General features: G+C 71.2%; 19 protein-coding genes. 7 read left to right on the plus strand and 12 right to left on the minus strand.

All coding sequences use genetic code 11. From position 1 onward, the window contains the following. Window positions 1-66 precede the first annotated feature (66 nt). On the plus strand, window positions 67-1,116 hold the full coding sequence (locus ABZT04_RS24185; RefSeq protein WP_356059045.1) for an aminotransferase class V-fold PLP-dependent enzyme: 1,050 nt from the start codon (window positions 67-69) through the stop codon (window positions 1,114-1,116). Between the two features lie 108 nt (window positions 1,117-1,224). Here the strand turns inward: ABZT04_RS24185 and thpD are convergent, their stop codons facing one another. From thpD to ABZT04_RS24215, 6 genes are all read right to left on the minus strand, one after another. After that, a complete protein-coding gene (gene thpD / locus ABZT04_RS24190; RefSeq protein WP_356059046.1) occupies window positions 1,225-2,112 on the minus strand; it encodes an ectoine hydroxylase in 888 nt (295 codons plus the stop codon). Between the two features lie 5 nt (window positions 2,113-2,117). Further along, a complete protein-coding gene (locus ABZT04_RS24195) occupies window positions 2,118-2,522 on the minus strand; it encodes an ectoine synthase (RefSeq protein ID WP_356059047.1) in 405 nt (134 codons plus the stop codon). A 40-nt stretch (window positions 2,523-2,562) separates the two neighbouring features. Continuing rightward, window positions 2,563-3,834, minus strand: a complete 1,272-nt coding sequence (gene ectB / locus ABZT04_RS24200; protein WP_356059048.1) for a diaminobutyrate--2-oxoglutarate transaminase — start codon at window positions 3,832-3,834, stop codon at window positions 2,563-2,565. 46 nt (window positions 3,835-3,880) lie between these two features. Then, window positions 3,881-4,387, minus strand: coding sequence for a diaminobutyrate acetyltransferase (ectA, locus tag ABZT04_RS24205; RefSeq protein WP_356059049.1), 507 nt, complete (start codon window positions 4,385-4,387; stop codon window positions 3,881-3,883). Window positions 4,388-4,630: 243 nt separating this feature from the next. Continuing rightward, complete coding sequence (locus ABZT04_RS24210; RefSeq protein ID WP_356059050.1) at window positions 4,631-5,143, minus strand: DinB family protein; 513 nt, start codon at window positions 5,141-5,143, stop codon at window positions 4,631-4,633. Window positions 5,144-5,181: 38 nt separating this feature from the next. Beyond that, window positions 5,182-6,282, minus strand: a complete 1,101-nt coding sequence (locus ABZT04_RS24215) for an aminotransferase class V-fold PLP-dependent enzyme (protein ID WP_356059051.1) — start codon at window positions 6,280-6,282, stop codon at window positions 5,182-5,184. A gap of 205 nt (window positions 6,283-6,487) precedes the next feature. Between ABZT04_RS24215 and ABZT04_RS24220 the strand changes: the two genes are divergently transcribed. The 5 genes from ABZT04_RS24220 to ABZT04_RS24240 all read left to right on the plus strand — a co-directional run bounded on the left by ABZT04_RS24220 (window position 6,488) and on the right by ABZT04_RS24240 (window position 11,090). Continuing rightward, window positions 6,488-7,339 (plus strand): transporter substrate-binding domain-containing protein, encoded by an 852-nt coding sequence (locus ABZT04_RS24220; RefSeq protein ID WP_356059052.1) that lies wholly within the window; start codon window positions 6,488-6,490, stop codon window positions 7,337-7,339. Beyond that, window positions 7,336-8,163, plus strand: coding sequence for an amino acid ABC transporter permease (locus tag ABZT04_RS24225; RefSeq protein WP_356059053.1), 828 nt, complete (start codon window positions 7,336-7,338; stop codon window positions 8,161-8,163). Before ABZT04_RS24220 ends, ABZT04_RS24225 begins: the two co-directional genes overlap by 4 nt. Next, entirely contained in the window at window positions 8,160-8,951 is a 792-nt protein-coding gene (locus tag ABZT04_RS24230) for an amino acid ABC transporter ATP-binding protein (protein ID WP_356059054.1), read from the plus strand. Before ABZT04_RS24225 ends, ABZT04_RS24230 begins: the two co-directional genes overlap by 4 nt. 10 nt (window positions 8,952-8,961) lie before the next feature. Then, complete coding sequence (locus ABZT04_RS24235) at window positions 8,962-10,059, plus strand: amidohydrolase family protein (RefSeq protein ID WP_356059055.1); 1,098 nt, start codon at window positions 8,962-8,964, stop codon at window positions 10,057-10,059. A gap of 131 nt (window positions 10,060-10,190) precedes the next feature. Then, window positions 10,191-11,090, plus strand: a complete 900-nt coding sequence (locus tag ABZT04_RS24240) for an SCO1860 family LAETG-anchored protein (RefSeq protein WP_356059056.1) — start codon at window positions 10,191-10,193, stop codon at window positions 11,088-11,090. A gap of 13 nt (window positions 11,091-11,103) precedes the next feature. Here ABZT04_RS24240 and cobC read toward each other — a convergent pair whose 3' ends face one another. The 6 genes from cobC to cobM are packed head-to-tail and all read right to left on the minus strand — an operon-like array spanning window position 11,104 to window position 17,427. Further along, a complete protein-coding gene (cobC, locus tag ABZT04_RS24245; protein ID WP_356059057.1) occupies window positions 11,104-12,168 on the minus strand; it encodes an Rv2231c family pyridoxal phosphate-dependent protein CobC in 1,065 nt (354 codons plus the stop codon). Next, entirely contained in the window at window positions 12,158-13,090 is a 933-nt protein-coding gene (locus ABZT04_RS24250; RefSeq protein WP_356059058.1) for a sirohydrochlorin chelatase, read from the minus strand. The genes cobC and ABZT04_RS24250 overlap by 11 nt, the downstream gene beginning before the upstream one ends. Next, window positions 13,087-13,677, minus strand: a complete 591-nt coding sequence (locus ABZT04_RS24255) for a precorrin-8X methylmutase (RefSeq protein ID WP_356059059.1) — start codon at window positions 13,675-13,677, stop codon at window positions 13,087-13,089. The genes ABZT04_RS24250 and ABZT04_RS24255 overlap by 4 nt, the downstream gene beginning before the upstream one ends. Continuing rightward, window positions 13,674-15,365 (minus strand): precorrin-3B C(17)-methyltransferase, encoded by a 1,692-nt coding sequence (cobJ, locus tag ABZT04_RS24260; protein ID WP_356059060.1) that lies wholly within the window; start codon window positions 15,363-15,365, stop codon window positions 13,674-13,676. Before cobJ ends, ABZT04_RS24255 begins: the two co-directional genes overlap by 4 nt. Beyond that, the gene (cbiE, locus tag ABZT04_RS24265) at window positions 15,362-16,600 is read right to left on the minus strand and encodes a precorrin-6y C5,15-methyltransferase (decarboxylating) subunit CbiE (RefSeq protein WP_356059061.1); all 1,239 of its coding nucleotides are present in this window, start codon (window positions 16,598-16,600) and stop codon (window positions 15,362-15,364) included. The genes cobJ and cbiE overlap by 4 nt, the downstream gene beginning before the upstream one ends. Next, window positions 16,597-17,427, minus strand: a complete 831-nt coding sequence (cobM, locus tag ABZT04_RS24270) for a precorrin-4 C(11)-methyltransferase (RefSeq protein ID WP_356059062.1) — start codon at window positions 17,425-17,427, stop codon at window positions 16,597-16,599. Before cobM ends, cbiE begins: the two co-directional genes overlap by 4 nt. A 131-nt stretch (window positions 17,428-17,558) precedes the next feature. Here cobM and ABZT04_RS24275 point away from each other — a divergent pair, with 131 nt between their 5' ends. Beyond that, window positions 17,559-18,287: a ZIP family metal transporter gene (locus tag ABZT04_RS24275; protein WP_356059063.1), complete on the plus strand. Its 729-nt coding sequence runs from the start codon at window positions 17,559-17,561 to the stop codon at window positions 18,285-18,287. Window positions 18,288-18,289: the final 2 nt, after the last annotated feature.

An 18,289-nucleotide genomic window follows, 5' to 3' on the forward strand; every position in this document is an offset into this window, starting at 1 on the left:
TTCCTTAGAGGATTCCGGCAAGAAATCGCAATGGACGGGGGGCGCACCGGCCCGCAGAGTGGTGCCATGGAGACCTTCGAGAGCCTCGTCCGCGCCGAGTTCGCCCCGAAGAACACCTACCTCAACACCGCGAGCAGCGGCCTTCTCCCGACCCGTACCGTCACCGCCATGCGTACCGCCATCGAGGCGGCCGCGATCGGCACGCCGACCGACATGTTCGACGATGTCGAGGCGTCCCGCGCCGCCTTCGCGCGCCTGGTGCGGGTGCCGGTCGACCGGGTGGCGGCCGGGGCCTCGGTCGCGGTCTACAGCGGACTGATCGCCGCCGCGCTGCCGCCCGGCGCCGAAGTCCTCACCGCCGAGGCCGACTTCAGCTCCGTCGTGAACCCCTTCCACATGCGCGCCGACCTCAAGGTGCGCAGCGTCCCGCTGGAGCGCATCGCCGAGTCGGTACGCCCCGGCACGGCGCTCGTCGCGGTCAGCGCCGCCCAGTCCGCGGACGGCCGTATCGCCGATCTGCCCGCACTCCGGGCGGCGGCGGCCGAACACGGCACGCGTACGTATATCGACGCGTCCCAGGCCGCCGGCTGGTTCGACCTCGACGCGGGCGCCTACGACTACGTCGCCTCCGTCGGCTTCAAGTGGCTTGTCTGCCCCCGAGGAGTGGCCTTCCTGGTGACTCCGGCGGACCTCGGCGGACTCAACCCGATCTTCGCGGGCTGGGTCGCGGGAGAGGAGCCCTGGGACAGTTGCTACGGCCCGGTCGAGGAACTCGCCCACTCCGCCCGCCGGTTCGACGAGAGCCCGGCTCTCTTCTCCTACGCCGGAGCCCGCCACTCCCTCGCCCTGCTGGAGGAGTTGGGCCTGCCCGCCGTACGCGCCCACGACCTGGCCCTCGCCGACCGCTTCCGCACCGGCCTCGCCGACCTCGGCCACGAACCCGTCCCGTCGCCCGGCGCACCGATCGTCTCCGTCCCCGGACTCGGCCACCGCCAGGGCGAGTTGAGCACGGCCGGAGTCGCGGTCTCCGACCGCGCCGGGAACCTGCGCGCCGCCTTCCACCTCTACAACACCCCCCAGGACGTCGACCGCCTGCTGGAGGTCCTGGGGGGCTGACCTGAAGCGGTACCGCGCGGGGCGACGGGCGACGAAGGGGCCGTACGGAACGTACTGGAGCAGGCCGCGGCCCTGGCCTGGCTCTGACCCCCTCGCCGCCCGCGTCCCTCACTTCACCGGCGTGAAGTCCCGCGCCCCGATGAACTCGGGCCGCCGTATCGGCGCGGCGAACGGCTCGACGGCCTTGTTCTCCACGCTGTTGAACACGATGAAGACGTTGCTGCGCGGGAACGGCGTGATGTTGTCCCCGGAGCCGTGCATGCAGTTGCAGTCGAACCAGGTCGCCGAACCGGCCCGGCCCGTGAACAACTTGATGCCGTACTGCGAGGCCATGGAGGTCAGCGCCTCGTCGGACGGGGTGCCCGCGTCCTGCATCTGGAGCGACTGGCGGTAGTTGTCCTCGGGCGTCGCGCCCGCGCAGCCGAGGAACGTCCGGTGCGAGCCCGGCATGATCATGAGCCCGCCGTTGGTGTCGTAATTCTCGGTGAGCGCGATCGACACGGACACGGTCCGCATGTTCGGCAGACCGTCCTCCGCGTGCCAGGTCTCGAAGTCCGAGTGCCAGTAGAAGCCGCTCGCCCCGAAGCCCGGCTTCACATTGATCCGGGACTGGTGGACGTACACGTCCGAGCCGAGGATCTGCCGGGCCCGCCCGACGACCCGCTCGTCGCGCACCAGCCGGGCGAACACCTCGCTGATCCGGTGCACCTCGAAGACCGACCGGATCTCCTTGGACTTCGGCTCGACGATCGACCGCTCGTCCGCCCGGATCGTCGGATCGGTGACAAGGCGCTCCAACTCCCGCCGGTAGACGTCGACTTCGTCGTCCCCGAGCAGATCCTGCATGGCGAGGAAGCCGTCGCGCTCGAAGGCCTGGAGGTCACCGGCCGGGATCGGGCCGGGGGTGCTGGGGGAGCCCCAGACGACGGGGTCCTGGCGCGGGACGGACACCTCGGTGGTGCCGCGGCTGGGGTACAGATCGGTGACGGTGGTCATGCTCGTCACACCTCCTCGGGCTCGGTGAGCAGCGGGTAGACGCCGTTCTCGTCGTGGTCCTCCCGTCCGGTGACGGGCGGGTTGAAGACACAGATGCAGCGGAAGTCCTCCTTGATCCGCATCGTGTGCCGCTCGTGTCCGTCGAGCAGGTACATGGTCCCGGGCGTGATCGTGTACGTCCGCCCGGTCTCGTTGTCGGTCAGTTCGGCCTCGCCCTCGACGCACACGACGGCCTCGATGTGGTTCGCGTACCACATCGACGTCTCCGTACCCGCGTAGAGCACGGTCTCGTGGAGCGAGAAGCCGACCCGCTCCTTGGCGAGGACGATGCGCTTGCTCTCCCAGGTACCGGACGCGGCCTTCACATGCCGGTCGGTGCCTTCGAGTTCCTTGAACGAACGGACAATCACGGTGCTGTGACGCCTCCTTGAGGTCGGGTCAGTTGTGGGGTCAGACGGTTTCGCGTACGGCTCGGGCGAGGATGCTGAGGCCCTCGTCCAGCTCTTCGGGGGTGATGGTCAGCGCGGGCAGCAGTTTCACGACCTCGCTCTGCGGGCCCGACGTCTCGACGAGCAGGCCGAGTTCGAAGGCGCGGGCGCAGATCCGGCCGGCGCGCTCCGGGTCCTTGAACTCGAGGCCCCAGACCAGCCCGCGGCCCCGGTACTCCTTGACGTCGGCGAGGTTCTCCTCGGTGATGGAGATCAGCCCCTGCTCGACCTGCTCGCCGCGCGTCCGGGTCTGCTTCTCCATCGCGGACCCGTCCGCCCAGTACGTCTCCAACGCGGCGGTCGCGGTGACGAACGCCGGGTTGTTGCCACGGAAGGTGCCGTTGTGCTCGCCCGGCTCCCAGATGTCCAGCTCGGGCTTGAACAGGCACAGGGACATCGGCAGGCCGTAGCCGCTGATGGACTTGGACACGGTCACGATGTCCGGCACGATCCCCGACTCCTCGAAGGAGAAGAACGCGCCGGTGCGCCCGCAGCCCATCTGGATGTCGTCGACGATCAGCAGCATGTCCTGGCGCTCGCACAACTCGGCCAGCGCGCGCAGCCATTCGGGCCGGGCGACGTTGATGCCGCCCTCGCCCTGCACGGACTCGACGATCACCGCGGCGGGCTTGTTGAGGCCGGAGCCCTGGTCCTCCAGCAGCCGCTCGAACCAGAGGAAGTCGGGAACCTTGCCGTCGAAGTAGTTGTCGAAGGGCATCGGCGTGCCGTGCACCAGCGGGATACCGGCACCGGCCCGCTTGAAGGCGTTGCCGGTCACGGCCAGCGACCCCAGCGACATTCCGTGGAAGGCGTTGGTGAACGACACGATCGACTCGCGGCCCTTCACCTTCCGCGCCAACTTCAGCGCGGACTCGACGGCGTTGGTGCCGGTCGGGCCCGGGAACATCACCTTGTAGGGCAGATCGCGGGGCCGCAGCACCAGGTCCTGGAAGGTCTGGAGGAACGCGCGCTTCGCACCGGTCGACATGTCGAGCCCGTGGGTGACGCCGTCGCGTTCCAGGTAGTCGATCAACGCCCGTTTCAGGACAGGGTTGTTGTGGCCGTAGTTGAGCGAGCCGGCACCCGCGAAGAAGTCGAGGTAGGAGTGGCCGTCCTCGTCGTACATACGGCTGCCCCGGGCCCGGTCGAAGACGGTGGGCCAGCCGCGGCAGTAGCTGCGGACCTCGGACTCCAGGGTCTCGAAGACGCTGAGATCGGGCTGGGTGATGGTCACGCGGAATCGCTCCTAGGTGTGTGGGGGGTGGAGAGCGGGCGGGGTCTCAGAGACTCAACGGGCCGATCTGGTACAGCACTTCGGGATCGTGCGGCCCGTCGGGGAAGTCGCCGGTCTCGAACAGCACCGTGCGCTCGACGGGGGCGCCGTGGCGTTCGGCGTACGAGGTGAAGAGGCGCTCGGAGGCGGTGTTGCCGGGCGTGATCGTGGTCTCGATCCCGGTCACCCCGTACTCGGCCGCGACCCGCTCGGTGAGTCCGTCGAGCAGCCGGGCGGCCAGCCCGCGCCCACGCTGCGCGGCGTCGACGGCCACCTGCCACACGAGCAGGGTGCCGGGCCGGTCCGGCGGCACGTACCCCGTGACGAACCCGACCGGTTCCCCGCGCTCGTCCCGCACGACGGCGGACGTACCGGCGAAGTCCCGACACCACAGCAGATAGCTGTACGACGAGTTCAGGTCGAGGGTGTTCGAGTCCTTGGCAATACGCCACAACGCGGCGCCGTCGGCCACCGTGGGGCGGTCGATCTGCAGGTCTGCTTGGGTGGCAGTCATGCGAATTGAATTTACCGAGGGAAATTTAAAATTGCATGGAGGGATGGGGTTACGTCTGCGGCAGTGCTGTGTTATCACGCGGGCGTGTGCGTGAGAGATGTACTGGTTTGTGCGGCTAATAAGGTGCAAATCGGGTGCCCTGTGTAACGGGTCACAGGGGTGTAACCCTCACGAGATCTACGCGAATTATTTGCGTTTAGGCGCGCGAAAACCGGGCAGAAGAAACTTGGAATTACATCCGAATTAAGCCCCGGTGAGTCCGTCGATATTCTCCCGCAAGATATCGGCGTGACCGTTGTGCCGCGCATACTCCTCAACCATGTGAATAAGCACCCACCGCAGACTGACTTCGGCCCCGGCCATGGGCCCGACCGGAATCCGCCCGAGCTCGTCCAGCGCCATTCCGGCGCAGCGCTCCTGCCCGCGTGCGATCTCTCGGCGCCACACGGTCAACGCCTCCTCGATGCCGCGCCCGGGGACGAGGGCGTACCCGTCCTCGGTGTCGTACACCGGCGGCAGTTCGAGCCCGAACACCCGCTGGAACCAGTTCCGTTCGACCGCGGCGAGGTGCTGGACCAGGCCGAGTAGCGTCAGCGAGGAGGGCTCGGCCGCCGCGCGCCGCACCTGTGTGTCATCCAGGCCGGCGCACTTCATCTCCAGCGTGGCGCGATGAAAGGCGAGCCAGCTTTCGAGCATGGGGCGCTCGGCGCCGGTCATGAGGGGGGCGGGGCGGCCGTCGGGGAGAGTCGCAGTCATGCGGTCAGCGTAGGCAGCCCCGGCCGGCCAGGCGTGAGTTACCGCCACGCTCCTTCTACGGCCCGCCGCGCACCTTCCCCGTCCACCGACACCCCCTGCTCGGCCAGCGCAGTGCCCAGCGCGGCCAATGAGTTCTGTACCGCTTCCGCCGTCGCGTCGACCCCGTAGTGGTTGACCCGGACCATCTCCTTGGCCAGGGCTCCGCCGCCCGCGGCCAGGGGCAGGGCGGGGTTCGACTTCAGGGCCGTGGCCACCAGGTCCGAGGCGATGATGCCCGGTGGGGTCCTGAGGGTCGTGGCGACGGGGGCGGCCTCGGTCGCGGAGTGGACGTACGGTTCGAGGCCGCCGCCCAGGGACAGGGCGCCTGCCCGGGTTGCCGCCGCGGCCGTCGCGTGGCGGTGCATCACTGTGGTCAGGCCCTCCGACTCGATGCGTTCGAGGCAGGCCTCCAGGGCCAGCATCTCCAGTTGGGCCGGGGCATGCGGGAGGGTCGTGCGGCCCGCGTCGGTCCAGCGGGCCTTCCAGTCGAGGAGGGAGAGGTAGGAGCGGCGGGGAGCGCCGGGGTTCGCGGCCATCCGCGACCACGCTCGCTCGCTCACCGACACCGCTGACACACCAGCCGGACCGCCCATCGCCTTCTGCGCCCCGATCACGCACAGGTCGACACCCCACGCGTCCGGCAGAACCGGCTCCGCGCCGATGGAGGCCACGGCGTCGAGGTAGAAGAGGGCGCCGTGCGCGCGCACCATCTCGCCGATCTCCGCGACCGGGTTGGTGTTGCCGGTCGCCGCCTCCGCGTGGACCAGGGACACGAAGTCGATGTCCGGGCGCTCGGTGAAGGCTTCCCGGATCTGGTCCGCGGTGACCGCCGTGTGGAAGGGCACGGCGAGATCGATCACCTCGGCGCCGCAGTCCCGCAGCCAGTTCCCGAAGGTCTGCCCGTAGGGGCCGGTGATGACGTTCAGGGCGACCGTCCCCGGCCCCGCCGTCGAACGGATCGCGCCCTCCAACGGAAGCAGCGCCTCGCCCTGCATGATCACGACATCCTGCTCGGTGCCGAGCAACCGGGCCACCCGGTCCTCGATCGAGGCGAAGTGCGCGGCGCTCAGCGGGGCCAGGTCGAGGAAGGGGTGCGTCACGGCGGTGCTCTTTCACTCGCGGGGGCAAGAAGGTGTCCCAGGAACCGATGGGAACGAGCGTAACCGGCGGCCCCCACTGCCCTCCGTACCCCTCCGACCGGCGACTCCTTAGCCCGTACGGCCCCCTGCCCCACACCTCCCCACGAGCGCGTCGCCCCGCCCCTCCGAATAATCGGAAGCCACAGTTCCGTCACAGGAGGCCTCCGTGAACACGCTCCTCGGCCGCCGCACCCGCACCCTGGCCGCCACCACCGCGACGACCGCACTCGTCCTCGTGGCCGGCTGCACGTCGAGCGACAGCGGCGGCAGCGGTTCGAAGACCGCCGCCGGTGGCGTCGAACTCGTCAAGGCGGGGCAGCTCACCACCTGCACCCACCTGCCCTACCCGCCCTTCCAGTCCGAGATCGACGGCAAGGTGCAGGGCTTCGACGTCTCCCTCATCGACATCGTCGCCAAGGACCTCGGGGTGAAGCAGCAGATCCTCGACACCCCGTTCGAGAACTTCAAGACCGGCGCCTTCCTCAACGCCGGCGAGTGCGACCTCGCCGCCGCAGGCATGACCATCACCGCCGAGCGCAAGAAGAACGTCGACTTCTCCGACCCCTACTTCAACGCCACCCAGGCCGTCCTCGTCGACAGGAAGAGCGGCCTGACCTCGCTCGCCGACGTCAAGGCCAAGGGCAAGAAGCTCGGCGCCCAGGCGCAGACCACCGGCGAGGACTACGCGAAGAGCAAGGGCTTCGACCCCGTCTCCTTCGAGTCCTCCGACGCCGTCCTCAACGGCCTGCGCACCGGCCAGGTCCAGGCCGTCATCATCGACTACCCCGTCGTACAAGGGTGGTTGAAGACCAAGGCCAACGCCGACGCCTTCAAGGTCGTCGACAACCTCAACACCGGTGAGCAGTACGGCTTCACGGTCAAGAAGGGGAACACGAAACTCCTCGCGGCCATCAACAAGGCCATCAAGGACGCGAAGGCCGACGGCACGTACAAGAAGCTGTACGAGAAGTGGATCGGCCCGTACGACGCCACCGCCGCCTCGCCCTCCGCCTCATGACCGAGCTGGAACTCCAGCCGAAGGCAAAGGGTCTGACGCGTCGTCAACGGCGCAGGCTGTCCAGGGGAGTTCAGTACGCCGTGTTTCTCGGCGCCGTGATCGCCTTCGCGGTCACCGCCGACTGGGGCCGCCTGAAGAACCAGTTCGCACAGGGGAGCATCGCCCGGCAGATGTTCCCGGACGTCATCACCATGGCGTTGAAGAACACCGTGCTCTACACCCTGTCCGGCTTCGTCTTCGGGCTGGTCCTCGGCATGGTCGTCGCGCTGATGCGGCTCTCGTCCGTCGGACCGTACCGCTGGCTCGCCGGGATCTACATCGAGATCTTCCGCGGCCTGCCCGCCCTGCTCATCTTCATCTTCGTCGGCGTCGCCGTCCCCCTCGCCTTCCCCGGCACGGAGATCATCGGCGGTACGTACGGCAAGGTCGCCCTCGCCCTCGGCCTGGTGTCGGCCGCGTACATGGCGGAGACGATCCGCGCCGGCATCCAGGCGGTGCCCAAGGGACAGATGGAGGCGGCCCGTTCGCTCGGCTTCTCGCCGTCCCGGGCCATGGTGTCGATCGTCGTCCCGCAGGCGTTCCGGATCATCCTGCCGCCGCTGACCAACGAACTCGTCCTCCTCTTCAAGGACTCCTCCCTGGTCCTGTTCCTCGGCGTCACCCTGGAGGAGCGCGAACTCTCCAAATACGGCCGGGACCTGGCCAGTACGACCGCCAACTCCACCCCGATCCTGGTCGCGGGCCTGTGCTACCTCCTCGTCACGATCCCGCTGAGCTTCGTGGTGCGCCGCATGGAGACGAAGACGGGGGAGGCCGTCCGATGAACGCGAGCCCCCGGCCCGAGATCCAGGTCCGCGGCCTGCACAAGTCGTTCGGCGACAACGAGGTGCTGCGCGGCATCGACCTGGAGATCGGACAGGGCGAGGTCGTGTGCGTCATCGGCCCCTCCGGCTCGGGCAAGTCGACCCTGCTGCGCTGTGTGAACCTGCTCGAAGTGCCCACCGAGGGGCGGGTGTTCGTCGGTGGCACCGAAGTCACCGACCCCGATGTCGACATCGACGCCGTACGCCGCCGTATCGGCATGGTCTTCCAGCAGTTCAACCTCTTCCCGCACCTGTCCGTCACCGAGAACCTCACGCTGCCCCAACGCCGCGTCCTACGCCGGGACAAGGCGGCGGCCGAGAAGGTGGCCGCCGAGAACCTGCGCCGTGTCGGCCTGTCGGAGAAGGCCGACGCCTACCCCGCCTCCCTCTCCGGCGGACAGCAGCAACGCGTCGCGATCGCCAGGGCGTTGGCGATGGGCCCCGACGTGATGCTCTTCGACGAACCGACCTCCGCACTCGACCCGGAGCTGGTGGGGGACGTCCTCGCCGTCATGCGGATGCTCGCGAACGAGGGCATGACCATGATGGTCGTCACCCACGAGATGACCTTCGCGCGCGAGGTCGCCGACCGCGTCGTCTTCATGGACGGCGGTGTCGTCGTCGAGGACGGAACCCCCGCCCGGGTCATCGGCGACCCGCAGCACGAGCGCACCCGCCACTTCCTCTCCCGGCTTCTCGACCCCGCGATGGCGGAGGTGGAGGAAGAGCCCCCGGAGCGGCTTGACTAAGGTGCGGTGCATGAGTGACCAGCCCGTGCTGCACATGAAGGGACGGGTCCTCGCCGGCCCGGCCGAGGACGAGATCCGCGACGAACTCTGGGTGATCGACGGCCGCGTCTCCTACGACCGCCCGACCCTCGGACGCGACATCCGTACGGTCGAGGGCTGGGCGCTGCCCGGCCTCGTCGACGCCCACTGCCATGTGGGCCTCGGCACCCACGGCCCGGTCGACGCGGACACGGCCGAGAAGCAGGCTCTCACCGACCGCGGCGCCGGTGCCCTGCTGCTGCGCGACGCGGGCTCGCCGTCCGACACCCGCTGGATCGACGACCGCGAGGACCTCCCGAAGATCGTCCGGGCCGGCAGGCACATCGCCCGCACCCGCCGCTACATCCGCAACTTCGCCCACGAGATCGAACCCGACGAACTCGTCGCGTACGTCGGCCAGGAGGCCGGGCGCGGCGACGGCTGGGTCAAGTTGGTCGGCGACTGGATCGACCGCGACCTCGGCGACCTGTCCGCCTGCTGGCCGCGCGAGGCGGTGGAGGCGGCCATCGCCGAGGCCCACCGGCTCGGCGCCCGCGTCACCGCGCACTGCTTCGCCGAGGCCGCGCTGCGCGACCTGGTCGAGGCGGGCATCGACTGCATCGAGCACGCGACCGGTCTCACGGAGGACCTGATCCCGCTGTTCGCCTCGCGGGGCGTGGCGATCGTCCCGACGCTCGTCAACATCGCCACCTTCCCGGCCCTCGCCGCCGGTGGCGAGGCCAAGTACCCGAGCTGGTCCGCCCATATGCTCCGGCTCCACGAACGGCGATACGACACCGTGCGCGCCGCCTACGACGCGGGCATCCCGGTGTACGTCGGCACGGACGCCGGGGGTTCGCTGGCCCACGGTCTTGTGGCGGCCGAGGTCGCCGAACTGGTCACCGCGGGCATCCCCGCCGTGGAGGCGCTGTCGGCCGCCTCGTGGGGCGCGCGGCGGTGGCTCGGGCGCCCCGGCCTGGAGGAGGGCGCACCGGCGGACTTCGTCGTGTACGAGACGGACCCGCGCGCCGATGTACGCGTCCTGGCATCACCGCGACGGGTGGTGCTGAACGGGCTGGTGGTCGAATAGTCGTCAACCGATTCGAATACGTTCACGGAAAACCCACGATGGGGTGAAGTGGCGCGGGAACGCTGACGGTTCACCCTTCGTGGGTAATTCTTACCGGGTCCCAAGCATGTCTCTTCTGGGGGTCCCACACCTTGAACGGCACCAACTTCCGCATGCCCGCACGCCGTTGGGCCACCGTCGCCACGGCCACCGCCCTCGCCGCCGGACCCGCGACACTGGCCGGCGCGGGCTCTGCCCACGCGACCACCGACCAGGGTCGCGCGAGCGCCGTCGTCCTGCGCACCGGGCTCGACGTGTCCCTGCTCAACAAGAGCGTGGACGTCCCGCTCGCGGTCTCCCTCAACGAGGTCCAGGCCCCGCAGAGTGCCGAAAAGACCGCGCTCACCGCCCAGTTGGACGGCGTGAACGGCGGCCGGCCCTTCAGTGTGCTCGGCGCGGACGTCGCCACGGCCAGGGCGACCGTCTCCGACACGAAGGCCGAGGGCTACACGAACCTCGCCCACGCCCGGCTGCACGTCCCCGGCTTGCCGCTGCTCTCGCTGATCGAGATCGACGCGGTCACCTCGACGGCGACCTGCGAGGCGGGGAAGGCGCCGGTCGCCACGTCGCATCTGCCGGGGGCCGTGACGGTGCTCGGCAAGCGGACCACGGTGACCGCCACTGGTCCCACGGAGGTCGCCGTACCGGGGGTCGGTTCGGTCCGCCTCGACCTCTCCAAGACCACGACCACATCCCGTACGGCCGCCGCGACCGCGCTCGAACTCAAGGTCTCCGTCAACCCGTTGAAGCTGAACGTGGCCGACGTGGAGGGCACGGTCACGCTCGCGCAGGCGACCTGCGAGGCACCCGAGGCCGCCTCGGCACCGCCGTCCGCCGACCCCGCCGCCGACGTGAAGCCGCAGGGCGCCCCGGCACAGGAGGGGCTGGCGGAGACCGGAGGCGGCTCCATGACCCCGTACATCGCGGGCGGGGCGGTGGCGTTGCTGGTGCTCGGCGGGGGAGCGGTCGTGGTGGCGCGCCGACGGGGCTGAGGCCCGGGTCTCCTCAGCGCCCCACCAACGTCACCGCCTGATCCAACGCCTGCAAGAACCGGTTGACCGTCGTCCGGTCCCGGACCGCCAGCCGCAGCCACTCCTCGTCCAGCCCCGGAAACGTGTCCCCACGCCGGACGGCGAAGCCGAGGTCGCGCAGATGGCGGCGGACGGCGAGGGCATGGGGGACGCGGACGAGGACGAAGGGGCCCTCGGCGGGCTCCATGACCCGGAGTCCGTCGGGGGCGAACTCGGTGAGCCCGGCGACGAGATGGGCGCGGTCGGCGGCGATGCGGTGGGCGGCATGGGCGGCCTCCGCGAGGGCCTGCGGTTCCATGCACGCCTCCGCCGCGGCGAGCGCGGGCGTGGACACCGGCCACAGGGGCTGGGCCCGTTCCAGTGCGCCGATCGTCTCCGGGTCGGCCAGGACGTAGCCGATCCGCAGCCCCGCCAGGCCCCAGGTCTTGGTGAGGCTGCGCAGGACCACGAGACCGGGGACGTCGGTGCGGCCCGCGAGGGCCTCGCGCTCGCCCGGCACCGCGTCCATGAACGCCTCGTCGACCACCAACGTCCGCCCGGGACGGGCGAGTCGGGCGATGGCCGCGGCGGGATGGAGGACCGACGTCGGGTTCGTGGGGTTGCCGATCAGCACCAGGTCGGCGTCCTCGGGTACGGCCTCGGGGGTCAGCCGGAAGCCGTCCGCCTCCCGCAGCAGCACCCGCTCCACCGAGTGCCCCGCGTCCCGCAGCGCCGCCTCCGGCTCCGTGAACTGCGGGTGCACGACCACCGGCTGACGGGCCTTCAGGGCCCGGGCCAGCAGCACGAAGGCCTCGGCCGCGCCCGCCGTCAGCAGGACCCGCTCCACCGGCAGCCCGTGCCGTGCCGCGACCGCCGCCCGCGCCGCCCGTCCGTCCGGGTAGGCGGCGAGGCCGGTCAGCGACGCGGCTATCCGCTCGCGCAACCAGACCGGCGGGGTGTCCGAGCGGACGTTCACCGCGAGGTCGGTCAACCGGGCGCCGTCGTCCCGGACTTCGGCGTCGCCGTGGTGCCGCAGGTCGTGGGCTCTGTCAGTGTGCATGGGCGTGCCCACCGTGATGGTGATGCCCGTGGTGGTGACCGTCGTGGCCGTCGTCGTCCGGGTGGAAGTGCGGCTGCTGCGGCATCCCCACCTTGTCCTCGAATCCGGGCAGCGCGATCCGGTACACGCACGAGTCGCAGTTCATCCGCAGATCACCCTTGACCGCCTCCCGGTAACGCTCCATCACCAGGTCGAGCAACTCCGGCTCCGGACCGATGACTTCGGCCGACCGTACCTCTGTCTCCGGGTGTGCCGCCGCCCAGTCCTCCGTCTGCTGCCGTACCCGCTCCGGCAGGATGCCCGTGAACAGGAAGTACGGCAGCACCACGATCCGCCGCGCACCCAGCTTCACACACCGGTCCAGACCGCTCGGCACGTCCGGCGCCGCCAGCGACACGAACGCCGGCTCCACACCCGCGTACCCGCGTCCCTCCCACAGCAACCGCGCCGCCTTGTGCACCTCGGCGTTGGCGTCCGGGTCCGTCGACCCACGCCCCACAAGGAGCACGGTCACATCGGCCCGGTCGGCGGGTGTCCGCGCCGACTCGCCGAGCGCCTCGTCCAGCCGCCGCTCCAGCACCTTCAGCAGCGACGGATGCGGGCCCAGCGGACGCCCGTACGTGTAGGAGATCCCCGGGTTCCGCTCCTTCTCCCGGGCCAGCGCCGCCGGGATGTCCCCCTTGGCGTGCCCGGCCGACACCAGCATCAGCGGTACGGCGGCGAACCGGCGCACCCCGCGCTCCACCAGCTCGGTCACCGCCTCGCCCAGCGGCGGCGGCGACAGCTCGATGAAGCCGCCCGCGACGGGCAGTTCGGGATGACGGCGGCCCAACTCCCGTACGAAGGACCGGAACGCCTCGGCTCCGGCCTCGTCCCGGGTGCCGTGTCCGGCGATGAGCAGGGCGGGCGGCGGGGTGGTCACGATGTCTCCTCGGACGGTGAAGTGGGGTGGTACAGCAGGGCGTTGAGGGCGGCGGCAGCGACCGCCGAACCGCCCTTCTCGGACACGTTGCTCACGGCGGGCAGCCCGCTCGCGCGCAGCGCGGCCTTGGACTCGACCGCGCCGACGAAGCCGACGGGCAGCCCGATGACGAGCGCGGGAGCGGCGTCCAGCGTCAGCAACTCCTCCAGGGCGGTCGGCGCGTTGCCGATCACCCAGAGGGCGCCGGGGCCGACCTCCTCGTAGGCGAGCCGGATGGCGTGTGCCGAACGGGTCAGTCCCGGCCCGGACTCGGCGTCCCTGAGCCGGCAGACGGTCTCGCGCCGGGTGATCCCGGCGCCCACCATCTCCACGTCCACGACCACCGGAGCCCCGGCATGCAGCGCGGCGTGCGCCTTCACCAACTCGCCCTCGTCCAGGACGAGATCGGTCGCGTACTCCAGATCCGCCGCCGAGTGGATGACCCGCTCCACGACCGCTCGGGTCAGCGGCGGGAAGTGGGAGGTGTCCAGGCGGGCGCGCAGCCGCCGGTAGGACTCCTCCTCGATCGGGTGGACGACTCGGTTCACTCGGAGGCCTCCTGCCAGCGGTAGCCGCGCGGTGTCACCATGCGCCCGGCGATGTCCCGGGTCGCCGTGTTGCCCACGGTCACGACCGTCATCATGTCGACCGTCGCCGGGTCGAGCGCGGCGAGGCTGGTGAGCCGGCTGGACCCGTCCGGGCGCGAGGCGTTCCGTACGACACCGACCGGCGTCGTCGGCTCCCGGTGCTCGGCGAGGATCGCCAGGGCCTTCGGGAGCTGCCAGTCGCGGCCCCGGCTGCGCGGGTTGTAGAACGTCACCACGATGTCCGCCTCGGCCGCGGCCCGCACCCGCCGTTCGATGACCTCCCACGGAGTGTGCAGATCGGAGAGGCTGATCGACACATGGTCGTGGCCGAGCGGCGCCCCGAGGATCGCGGCGGCGGCCAACGCGGCCGTCACACCCGGGACTCCGACCACGTCGATGTCGTCCGAGGCCTCCGCCAGCGCGGGCGAGGCCATCGCGTACACCCCGGCGTCACCGCTGCCGATCAGCGCGACGGCCTGTCCCTTGCGCGCCTCGGCCACCGCCGTACGGGCCCGCTCCTCCTCGGCGCCGAGCCCCGACTCGAGGACCAGTGTCCCGGGCCGCAGCAGATCGCGGATCTGGTCGACGTACTGGTCGAGCCCCACCAGCACGGCGGCGCGCCGGAGTTCGGCCTTGGCGCGCGGGGTGAGCAGATCCCGGGCTCCGGGTCCGAGCCCGACCACCGCGAGCCGCCCGCGCGCGAGCCGCCGTACGACGGCGCAGGTCGCCATGGCGGCCTGACCGTCAGCGCGCTCCGACTTCCGCTTGGGGACCAGGAGTTCGCCGCCCCGCACCAGCGCGGCGGCCTCCGCCACGGACGGTGTGCCCACGGCCGCGAGGGGCGCCTCGGACGGGTTGGGCACCTCCACGGCCGCCAACTCCTCGGCGGAGTACGTGAGTAGCGGCACCCCGAGCCGTCGCGCCGCCTCGACGATGCCGGGCTCGTCCGACTTGGCGTCGACGGTGGCGAGTTCGGCGACGGAGGCGAGCGACAGCCCCGCGTCCCGCACCGCGCTCTCGATCAGCCCGAGCACCTCGTCCACCGGCGCCCCCTTGGACGCGCCCACCCCGACCACGAGGGACGGCGGCCGCAGCACGACCTCCCGCTCGGCGGCCTCGACCGCGCGATCGGTGACCCGGACGACGTAAGCGCCACGGTCCGAAACCTTCAGCGGCGGCAGCGGCCACGCCAACTCGGCGTCCAGGGCGACCGGTTCACCGTCCAGCAGGGCCCGCGAGACCCCGGCGACATCGCCCTCCACGGGGAACCCGAGCGTGTCGAGACCGGGCACCCCCACCGCGTCGGTGGCCGTGGTCACCACCGGCTCGGCCGCGAGCAACTCGCCCACCTGCACGGCGAGTTCATTGGCCCCGCCGCCGTGGCCGCCGACCAGCGACACGGCGAACCGGCCGCCCTCGTCGACGCACACGACCCCCGGGTCGGTCCGCTTGTCGTCCAACAGCGGGGCGATCAGCCGTACGACGGCACCCGTGGCCAGGAAACACACGAGCTGCTCGCACTCCGCGAACGCGGCGCGGACGGCGTCCGCCACGGGGCCCTCGTACACGCGCGTACGGTCCGGCCACGCGGCGGCCAGTTGGTCCCGCGCCGTCGCTCCCGCCGCGGTGGCGGAGATGAGGCCGATCACTGTGCAACTCCTTCAGCAGATGCCGGGGGACGGACGCCCCACAGCAGGAAAACGGGATTGGTCGCCGCCAGCCGGGTCACGTCCCCCGGCAGCGGCGCGAGCCGGGACGACTGCAACAGCACCCCGTCGACCGCGAACCCGGCACCGCCGAGCGCCTCGCGGACCGCCGGCACCCGGTCCAGCGCGGCCATCGCGACCACCACGGTCCGCCGGGCCCGCCGGGCGCACGCGGTGACGATGGCGGGCAGTTCGCTCCCGCCGCCGCCGACGAACACGGCGTCGGGGTCGTCGAGATCGGACAGCACGGTCGGCGCCGCCCCGTGCACGGTGTGCACATCGACGCCGTGCGCCTCGGCGTTGGCACGGATCCGCTCGACGCCGTCCCGGGTCTTCTCGACGGCGGTGACGGCGGCGCCGAGCCGGGCGCACTCGACGGCCACGGACCCGGAGCCCGAACCGACGTCCCAGACCAGTTCGCCCAGGCGCGGACCGAGCCGGGCCAGCGCCAGCGCCCGCACCTCGAACTTGGTGATCATCGAGTCCCGGTGCTCGAACTCCCGCTCGTCCAACGCCCATTGGCCGGGCCCTACGGCGGCCCCGGCGACCGTACGCACGGCACCCGGACCCCGCGACTCGTCGAGACACAGGACCACGCTCACCGCCGTACCCCAGTCCCGGGCGACGGCCTCGGCGGGCGTGACCCGCTCGACGCGTTCCTGCCCGGAGCCCAGCGCGGACGCGACGACGAGGACCCGCCCGTCGGTCCGGTGGGTGAGCGCGGCGCCCAGCTCGGCGGGTCCGGCACCCGGCCCGGTCAGCACGGCGACCTTGGGATGCGCGCGGCACACGTTGACCGCCGTACGCAGCTCGCGTCCGTGCGCGCTGACCACGACCGCGTCGTCCCACGTCAGCCCGAGCCGCGCGAAGGCGGTCGCGACGGAGGAGACACCGGGCCGGACGGCGAGCGCGGCACTGCCGAACCGTTCCGCCAGCACCCGTACGATCCCGAAGAACCCGGGATCCCCGGAGGCCAGCACGACGACCGGCTCGCCTTTGTCGACGTACGTCTCGATGGTGTCCAGGGCAGGCGCCAGCGGACCGAGGACGACCTGCTCGGCGCCCTCCGGGACCGCGACGGCGGCCAGGTGGCGCCGCCCGCCCACGACCAGGCGGGCACCGGCGAGCACGTCGTCCGCGACCGGCGCGCCCGTCCCCGTACCGACGACCGTGATCACGTGCTCGCACCCCGCGACCGCAGCGCCCTCCGGGCCTGAGGGTCGGCCTTGCGGTAGCCGTGGAAATGGCCCGGGTGGTAGAGGTGCGAGCGGGTGCCGTGCGCGTCGAGCGCCGGGCCGACCAGGAAGAGGGTGTGCTTCCAGAGCTTGTGCTCCTTGACCGTCTCCTCCAGCGTGCCGACCGTGCACCGCACGATCAGCTCCTCCGGCCAGGTCGCCTGGTAGGCGACGACGACCGGGGTGTCGGTCGGATAGCCGCCCTCCAGCAGCTCCCGCACCAACTGCCCGCTGCGGGCGGCCGACAGGAAGATCGCCATGGTCGTGCCGTGGCGCGCGAACTCCCGCACCTCCTCCCCGGGCGGCATCGGGGTCTTGCCGCCACCGAGCCGGGTCAGCACGACGGACTGCGCGACCTCGGGGATCGTCAGCTCGCGCTGCGCGAGGGCGGCCACGGCGGAGAACGCGGAGACACCGGGCACGATCTCGGTCGCGATCCCGATCTCCGCACACCGGTCCAGCTGCTCCTGGGTGCCGCCCCACAGCGCCGGATCGCCGGAGTGGATGCGCGCCACCCGCAGCCCCTCGCTCCGGGCCCGCTCGTACACGGCGACGACGTCCTCCAGGGACATCGTCGCCGAGTCCAGGATCTCGGCGCCCTCGCGCGCGTGGTCGAGGACCTCGGCCTGGACCAGGCTGGCCGCCCAGATCACGACATCGGCTTCGGCGATCGCCCGCGCGGCCCGGAACGTCAGCAGGTCGGCGGCGCCGGGGCCGGCACCGACGAAGGTCACCTTGCCGGTGGGGGAGTCGGCATCGGTATCGGCCATGGGGTCGGATCCTCTCGAACAGAACATAAGGAGCGTGCGGAGACTGGGGAACGTGGGGAACGTCAATGCGAATGGGGGTGAAGTGAGCCAGGATGTGCGCGAACAGGGGTTGATCGGATAGCAAGGGGACTATGGCGGTCTTCGTCGCGCTCGGCGCGTTCCTGATGACGCTGGCCGGCGGCTGGACGGCACAGCGCGTGACCGACCGCCGCCATCTCGTCCTGGGCCTGGCCGGCGGCCTGATGCTGGGTGTGGTCGGCCTCGACCTGCTGCCGGAGGCGCTGCGCGCGGCGGGCCGCGAGGTCTTCGGCGTACCGGCCGCCCTGCTGCTCTTCGTGGCCGGTTTCCTCGTGGCCCATCTGGTCGAACGTCTGCTCGCCGCCCGCCAGGCCTCGCACGGAGCCGAGGAGAGCAACGGCCGGGCGCCCGAGGTGGGCCTCACGGCGGCCGCCGCGATGGTCGGCCACAGCTTCATGGACGGCGTGGCGATCGGCGCCGCCTTCCAGGTGGGCGGCGGCATGGGCACGGCGGTCGCGCTCGCGGTCGTAGCCCACGACTTCGCGGACGGCTTCAACACGTACACGATCACCAGCCTGTACGGCAACGCCCGCCGCAAGGCCATCGCGATGCTGGTCGCGGACGCGGCGGCCCCGGTGGCAGGCGCCGCATCGACGGCGTTCCTGACCATCCCCGAGGCGCTGCTCGGCGGCTATCTCGGCTTCTTCGGAGGCGTGCTCCTCTACCTCGCCGCCGCCGAGATCCTCCCCGAGGCCCACCACGAACACCCCGCGCCCGCGACCCTGCTCTGCACGGTCGCCGGAGCGGCGTTCATCTGGCTGGTGGTCGGCCTCGCGGCCTGATT

Source organism: Streptomyces sp. NPDC005492, assembly GCF_040605995.1.
In the GTDB taxonomy this organism is placed as follows: Bacteria; Actinomycetota; Actinomycetes; order Streptomycetales; family Streptomycetaceae; genus Streptomyces.

Coding starts and splice junctions, on each gene's coding strand:
- cobC (WP_356059057.1), bottom strand. CDS start 12,168: ATGCACACTGACAGAGCCCACGACCTGCGGCACCACGGCGACGCCGAA.
- ABZT04_RS24235 (WP_356059055.1), top strand. CDS start 8,962: ATGAGTGACCAGCCCGTGCTGCACATGAAGGGACGGGTCCTCGCCGGC.
- ectA (WP_356059049.1), bottom strand. CDS start 4,387: ATGACTGCCACCCAAGCAGACCTGCAGATCGACCGCCCCACGGTGGCC.
- thpD (WP_356059046.1), bottom strand. CDS start 2,112: ATGACCACCGTCACCGATCTGTACCCCAGCCGCGGCACCACCGAGGTG.
- ABZT04_RS24185 (WP_356059045.1), top strand. CDS start 67: ATGGAGACCTTCGAGAGCCTCGTCCGCGCCGAGTTCGCCCCGAAGAAC.
- ABZT04_RS24275 (WP_356059063.1), top strand. CDS start 17,559: ATGGCGGTCTTCGTCGCGCTCGGCGCGTTCCTGATGACGCTGGCCGGC.
- ABZT04_RS24230 (WP_356059054.1), top strand. CDS start 8,160: ATGAACGCGAGCCCCCGGCCCGAGATCCAGGTCCGCGGCCTGCACAAG.
- ABZT04_RS24225 (WP_356059053.1), top strand. CDS start 7,336: ATGACCGAGCTGGAACTCCAGCCGAAGGCAAAGGGTCTGACGCGTCGT.
- ABZT04_RS24210 (WP_356059050.1), bottom strand. CDS start 5,143: ATGACTGCGACTCTCCCCGACGGCCGCCCCGCCCCCCTCATGACCGGC.
- cobM (WP_356059062.1), bottom strand. CDS start 17,427: ATGGCCGATACCGATGCCGACTCCCCCACCGGCAAGGTGACCTTCGTC.